The organism is Ideonella sp. B508-1 (genome assembly GCF_000333615.1).
Lineage (GTDB): Bacteria > Pseudomonadota > Gammaproteobacteria > Burkholderiales > Burkholderiaceae_C > Ideonella.
In genome coordinates this window covers 1-6,162 of record NZ_BADL01000016.1, presented here as the reverse complement: position 1 = coordinate 6,162, position 6,162 = coordinate 1, and the positions used below count along the sequence as shown (strand labels likewise).

The following is a 6,162-nucleotide window of genomic DNA, read 5'->3' as shown; positions in this document are numbered from 1 at the left end:
CGGTGATCCCGCCATCTGCACTTTCCCGCAGAACACGCCAAGAAGAGAGAAATCAATGAACGCACGTGCCCGGATGGGCTGGACGGTGGTGGTGGCTGTCGTGGCCGCCGGTGGATGGTGGTGGCAGGGGCGGGGCGGATCGGGCGACGGGGCCGCGGGGGGCAAGGCTGCGGCTGCACACAGCCAGGCGGTGACCCTGGTCACCGTGGGCCAGCAGGACATGCCGGTGCAGGCCGAGGCCGCGGGCACGGTGGTGCCCCTGAACACGGTGGAAGTGCGGCCCCAGGTGTCCACCACGGTGCGCAGCGTGGCCATCCAGGAAGGGCAGTTCGTCCACCAGGGCGATCTGCTGTTCACTCTGGACGACCGCAGCGACCAGGCCAATCTGGAAAAAGCGCGCGCCACCCTGCTGCGCGACCAGGCTACCCTGGCCGACCTGGAGCGCCAGTGGCGCCGCAACCAGGAGCTGCTGGCCCAGAACTTCGTCTCCCAGGGGGCGCTGGACAGCGTCCAGGCCCAGCGCGATGCCCAGCTGGCCCTGGTGGCCTCGGACAAGGCCGCCGTGCGCGCAGCCGAGGTCAGCGTGGGTTACAACACCGTGCGGGCGCCGCTGAGCGGCCGGGCCGGTGCCATCGCGGTGCACCCGGGCAGCCTGGTCAGCCCCACGGGTGATCCGCTGGTGACGGTCAGCCAGATCGACCCGATCGGCGTGAGCTTCACCCTGCCCGAGGCCCAGCTGCCCACCTTGCTGGACGACGGACCGCAGCAGCGCACGCCGCTGGCCGTGACCGTGCTGCGTAAGGCGGCCGACGGAGGCGAGGCCGCCCCGATGACCGGCCAGCTGAGTTTCCTGGACAACACGGTGGACAGCACCAGCGGCACCATCAAGCTCAAGGCCCGGCTGGCCAACCCGGCCCAGGCCCTGTGGCCGGGCCAGTACGTGACGGTGCGCCTGACCCTGCGCACCCTGAAGGACGTGGCGGTGCTGCCCCAGGCGGCGCTGATCATCAAGGGCGACGACCGTGAGGTCTATGTGGTGGGCGCCGACCAGAAGGCCAGCCTGCGGCCGGTGAAGGTGCTGAACAACGACGGCGGCCGGGCCGCGGTCAGCGGTGTGAAGCCGGGTGAGCAGGTGGTGATGGAAGGCAAGGAGAACCTGCGACCGGGCGACAGCGTGCATGTGGCCCCGGCCGCCGGCGCGGCTTCGGCGGCTTCGGGCGCCGCGAGCGCATCCAGCCGCGCCGGAGCAGGCGCATGAGCATCACCGAGCTGTTCATCCGCCGTCCGGTGATGACGGTGCTGCTGAACGTGGCCGTCGTCGTGGCCGGGTTGCTGGCCCTGGACAAGATCCCCGTGGCGGCGTTGCCGCGCTTTGACACGCCCACCATCAACGTCAGTGCCGATTTGCCGGGGGCCTCGCCCGAGACCATGGCGAGTTCGGTGGCCCTGCCGCTGGAGAAGCAGTTCTCCACCATCGCCGGGCTGTCGCTCATCAGCTCCAGCAGCTCGCTGGGCAACACCTCGCTGACGCTGGAGTTCGACGCCTCGCGCGACATCGATGCCGCCGCGCTGGACGTGCAGGCCGCCCTGTTCCGGGCCCAGCGCAGCCTGCCTGACGACATGACCACGCCGCCGAGCTACCGCAAGGTCAACCCGGCAGATGCGCCGGTGCTGTTCGTGGCGCTGACCTCGCCGTCCATCGGCCTGACCCAACTCAACGACTACGCCGAGAACCTGATCTCGCCCAGCCTGTCCACGCTGGAAGGGGTGGCCCAGGTGTCCATTTACGGCCAGCGCCGCTTTGCGGTGCGGGTGGAGGTGGACCTGGACCGCTTGGCCGAACGCAACCTGACCCTGGACGAGCTGCGCGCGGTGCTGACCAGTGCCAATGCCAACACGCCGGTGGGCACGCTGGACGGCCCGCGCCAAACGCTGACGGTGCAGGCCAACCGCCAGCTGATGAACGCCAAGGACTGGCGCCAGGTCATCGTGGCCACGCGCAATGGCGCGCCGGTGCGCCTGGCCGACGTGGCCCAGGTGCAGGACAGCGTCGAATCGACCAAGACCTACGCCGAGCTCAACGGCGAGCCCAGTATCACCCTGGCCATCCAGCGGCAGCCCGATGCCAACACCGTGCAGGTGGTGGACCGCGTCAAGGCCATGCTGCCGCGCTTTGCGGCCCAGCTGCCGGCCTCGGTCAAGATGACGCCGGTCAACGACCGCTCGCGCTCCATCCGCGAAGCGGTGCACGACGTCTACTTCACGCTGGCGCTGACCGTGGTGCTGGTGGTGATGGTGATCTTCCTCTTCCTGCGCCGGCTGTCGGCCACGCTGATCCCGTCCTTTTCGTTGCCCATCTCGCTGATCGGCGCACTGGCCCTGCTGTGGGCCGGCGGCTACAGCCTGGACAACATCTCGCTGCTGGGCATCACCCTGGCCGTGGGCCTGGTGGTGGACGACGCCATCGTGATGCTCGAGAACATCGTGCGCCACGTGGAAGACGGCATGGAGCCCTTTGCAGCCGCCGTGCGCGGCGCGCGCGAGATGAGCTTCACCATCCTGTCCATCTCCATCTCGCTGGTGGCGGTGCTCATCCCCATCTTCTTCATGCCCGGGGTGATGGGCATGCTGCTCCATGAATTCGCGGTGGTGGTGGGCCTGTCCATCCTGGTGTCGGCGGCGGTGTCGCTCACCTTGGTGCCCATGCTCTGCAGCCGCTACCTGAAGCACGAGGCCCACCACGAGGAGGGCTGGCTGGGCCGGACCTTCGAGGCCGGCTTCACCGCCTTCCAGAACGGCTACGGCCGCACACTGGACTGGGCCCTGCGCCACCGCTGGCTGATGGGCGGCGTGGCCCTGGGCAGCCTGGTGCTGACGCTGTGGATGGCGGTCAGCATGCCCAAGGGCTTCTTCCCCGAAGAAGACATCGGCCAGATCCGCGTGAGCACCGAGGCGTCGCAGGACATCTCCTTCGACGCGATGATGGGCCTGCAGGCCCAGGTGGCGGCGGTGTTCCGGGCCGACCCGAACGTGGCCACCGTGTCCTCCTTCCTCAGCGGCGGCAACGCGGGCCGGCTGTTCATCAACCTCAAGCCCCGGGGCGAGCGCCCGGCCATGCCGCAGGTGGTGGAACAGCTGCGCAAGAAGTTGCGCGGCATTGCCGGCATCCAGGCCTACATGGCGCCGGTGCAGAACCTGCAGCTGGGTGGCCGGCAGAGCAAGAGCCGCTACCAGTACACGCTGCAGAGCGTCAGCGCGGACGATCTGAACACCTGGGCCCAGAAGCTGGAGGACAAGCTGGCGGCCAACACCAGCTTCCGCGACGTGACCAGCGATGCCCAGAACGCGGGCCTGCAGGCCCAGCTCGTCATCGACCGCGACAAGGCCAACCTGCTGGGCGTGCAGCTGGCGGACGTGCGCTCTGCGCTCTACAGCGCCTTTGGTGAACGCCAGGTCAGCACCATGTACGGGCCGGCCAACAGCTTCGAAGTCATCATGGAGGCGGCCGAGAACAACCGCGAGTTCGAACAGGCCTTCGACAAGGTCTGGCTGCGCAGCAAGGCGGGCAACCTCGTGCCGCTGTCGGCCGTGGCCAGCGTGCAGCGCACCCTGGGCCCCGTGGCCGTCAACCACCAGGGCCAGCTGCAGTCGGTCACCATTGCCTTCAACCTGGCCCCGGGCGTGCCGCTGAGCGTGGCCACCCAGGCCATCGACCAGGCCAAGGCCGCGCTGGACATGCCGGCCTCGCTGATCGGCACCTATGGCGGCGACGCCGCGGTCTACCAGCAAAGCCAGGGCAGCCAGGTGGTGCTCATCGTGGCGGCGCTGGCCGTCATCTACGTGCTGCTGGGCGTGCTCTACGAGAGCTACATCCACCCGCTGACCATCCTGGCCGGCCTGCCCTCGGCCGCTATCGGTGCGCTGCTGGCGCTCAAGCTCTTCAACATGGAGCTGACGCTGATCGCCAGCATCGGCATCCTGATGCTGATCGGCATCGTCAAGAAGAACGCGATCATGATGATCGACTTCGCCCTGGACGCGCAGCGCCACCAGGGCATGAGCCCGCCCGAGGCCATCCGCGCCGCGGCCCTGCTGCGCCTGCGGCCCATCATGATGACCACCGTGGCCGCGCTGATGGGCGCGCTGCCCATCGCCCTGGGCCTGGGCGCCGGCGCCGAACTGCGCCAACCCCTGGGCCTGGCCGTGGTGGGCGGGCTGATCCTGAGCCAGGTGGTGACGCTCTACATCACCCCGGTCATCTACCTGGCGCTGGACCGCTGGGCCGGCAGCGGCCCCATCACCACCGAGGTGCCGGAGGCGGCCAGCAGGGCCTGAAGCGCATCCAGCGGGCTGCGCACCGCAGCCCCACCCACCTTGAGCACGTGGGTGTAGACCATGGTGGTCTTCACATCCGCATGGCCCAGCAGGGTCTGGACCGTGCGGATGTCATAGCCCGCCTGCAGCAGGTGGGTGGCGAAGCTGTGGCGCAGCGTGTGCGGTGAGGCTGACTTGGCGATGCCGGCCGACTGCAGGGCCTGCTTGAAGGCGCGCTGGAAGGCTTGCTCTTGAGCGTGGTGGCGGCGCACTTCCCCGCTGCGCGGGTCGGTGGAATGTCGAGCCTGCGGAAACACCCAGAACCAAGCCCAGCTCTGCGGCGCGCGCGGGTATTTGCGGGCCAAGGCTGCCGGCAGTTCGACCCCGGCGCAGCCCTTGAGGACATCGGTCTGCCACAGCACATGGCCACGGGCGAGTTGTTCACGCAGCGGTTCCTGCAGGGACTCGGGCAGCATCACGGCGCGGTCCTTGTCGCCCTTGCCGCTGCGCACGATCAGCGTGCGGTGGGCAAAGTCGATGTCCTTCACCCTCAAACGCAAACCTTCCAACAGGCGCAGGCCCGTGCCGTAGAGCAGTTGGCCGAACAGGCGGTGTTCCGGTGGCAGCGCGCGCAGCACCTTCTGCACCTCGTCCACGCTCAACACCACCGGCAGGCGGCGCCGAGGCACCGGCCGGGCGATGTCGTCCATCCAGGGCAAGGTTTGACCGAGCACCTGGCGGTACAGGAACAGCAGCGCCGACAGCGCCTGGCGCTGGGTGGAGGTGGAAACGCCACCTTCGTTCGCCAGGTGGGAGAGAAAGCACTCCACTTCGGGGGCCCCCATGTCCCTGGGGTGCCGCAGGCCGTGGAAGCGCACAAAGGCCTTCACCCACAGCACATAGGCCCGCTCGGTCCGCAGGCTGTAGTGCAGATAACGCAGGCGCTGGCGCAACTGATCCAGCAGGCGAGGCGCAGGGGAGGCTGCCGGAGGCGCCTGCCCCGGGACGGCGAGCGTGCTCATGGAGAGACTGTATGGATATACAGTCATCTGCGCCAAGGCCTGTTTTATCCCCCGAATGGGGGAATTTTGATGCTTTTGACGCCAGTGTTGAGGATGTTATCCTGCAGAAGACGAAAAATCTTCAAACCCGACAAGCACTTGGCCTGCAATGCACTGGAATGTTATCCGTCACGTCGGGATTTTATGCGTCACTTTTGACGTATATAACTAGTTGAACTAAACCGCTGACGCGGTGGCTGCCTGGCGAGGGTGGTCACCGCGTTTGACGTTGTGGGGGAGCTTGCCTGGGAAGGCGAGCGGGAGAAGCCTTCGGTCGGGGAATGGACCCCGGTAGACAGGAGAAGGCGATGACCCCGTTGCGACAACAGATGGTGGATGCGATGCAGGTGCGCGGGCTGGCGGTGCGCACGCAGCAGACCTACGTGGACGCGCTGGCGCGCATGGCCAAGTACTACGGGCGCAGCCCAGCGCAGCTGGATGCGGCGCAGATCGAGGCCTACATGCTGCACCTGTCCAAGGACTTGAGGCGTTCGTTCTCGACGATCAACCAGGTGTCCTCGGCCAGCCGGTTTCTGTTCCGGCACGTGCTCGGACGCGAGGACCGGGGCATGCAGCCGCCGGTGGCGCGCACGCCGCAGCGTCAACCGGAGTTGCTCGGGCGCGAGCAGATCGCGCAACTGCTGGGGGCCTGCCGCCGGCCCATGAGCCGGATGCTGCTGCAAGTGCTGTATGCCAGCGGCCCTGCGCTGTCGGAGGCGCTGGCCCTGCGGGTGTGCGATGTGGACTCGGCCCGCGACCGCATGTGCCTGCGCATCGTGCAGGGAAG

4 protein-coding genes are annotated in these 6,162 nt (G+C 68.0%); 3 read left to right on the top strand and 1 reads right to left on the bottom strand.

Annotated features, from left to right (window positions below):
- Positions 1-55: 55 nt before the first annotated feature.
- Positions 56-1,258: an efflux RND transporter periplasmic adaptor subunit gene (locus tag I73_RS25210; RefSeq protein WP_083876485.1), complete on the top strand. Its 1,203-nt coding sequence runs from the start codon at positions 56-58 to the stop codon at positions 1,256-1,258.
- Positions 1,255-4,335 carry an efflux RND transporter permease subunit gene (locus I73_RS00940; RefSeq protein ID WP_022978902.1) on the top strand — a complete coding sequence of 1,027 codons (3,081 nt, stop codon included), beginning with the start codon at positions 1,255-1,257 and terminating at the stop codon, positions 4,333-4,335. The genes I73_RS25210 and I73_RS00940 overlap by 4 nt, the downstream gene beginning before the upstream one ends.
- Here I73_RS00940 and I73_RS25205 read toward each other — a convergent pair.
- The gene (locus I73_RS25205) at positions 4,260-5,336 is read right to left on the bottom strand and encodes an integron integrase (RefSeq protein WP_051048887.1); all 1,077 of its coding nucleotides are present in this window, start codon (positions 5,334-5,336) and stop codon (positions 4,260-4,262) included. The two genes, I73_RS00940 and I73_RS25205, sit on opposite strands and share 76 nt — an antisense overlap.
- Positions 5,337-5,683: 347 nt before the next feature.
- On the opposite strand from I73_RS25205, the gene I73_RS00930 reads away from it, so the two are divergent.
- On the top strand, positions 5,684-6,162 hold a 479-nt coding region (locus I73_RS00930; protein ID WP_026096151.1), incomplete at its 3' end, for a site-specific integrase.

Bases quoted from the DNA above. Each gene is read 5' to 3' on its own strand.
- I73_RS25210 (WP_083876485.1), top strand. From the start codon at position 56: ATGAACGCACGTGCCCGGATGGGCTGGACGGTGGTGGTGGCTGTCGTG.
- I73_RS00940 (WP_022978902.1), top strand. From the start codon at position 1,255: ATGAGCATCACCGAGCTGTTCATCCGCCGTCCGGTGATGACGGTGCTG.
- I73_RS25205 (WP_051048887.1), bottom strand. From the start codon at position 5,336: ATGAGCACGCTCGCCGTCCCGGGGCAGGCGCCTCCGGCAGCCTCCCCT.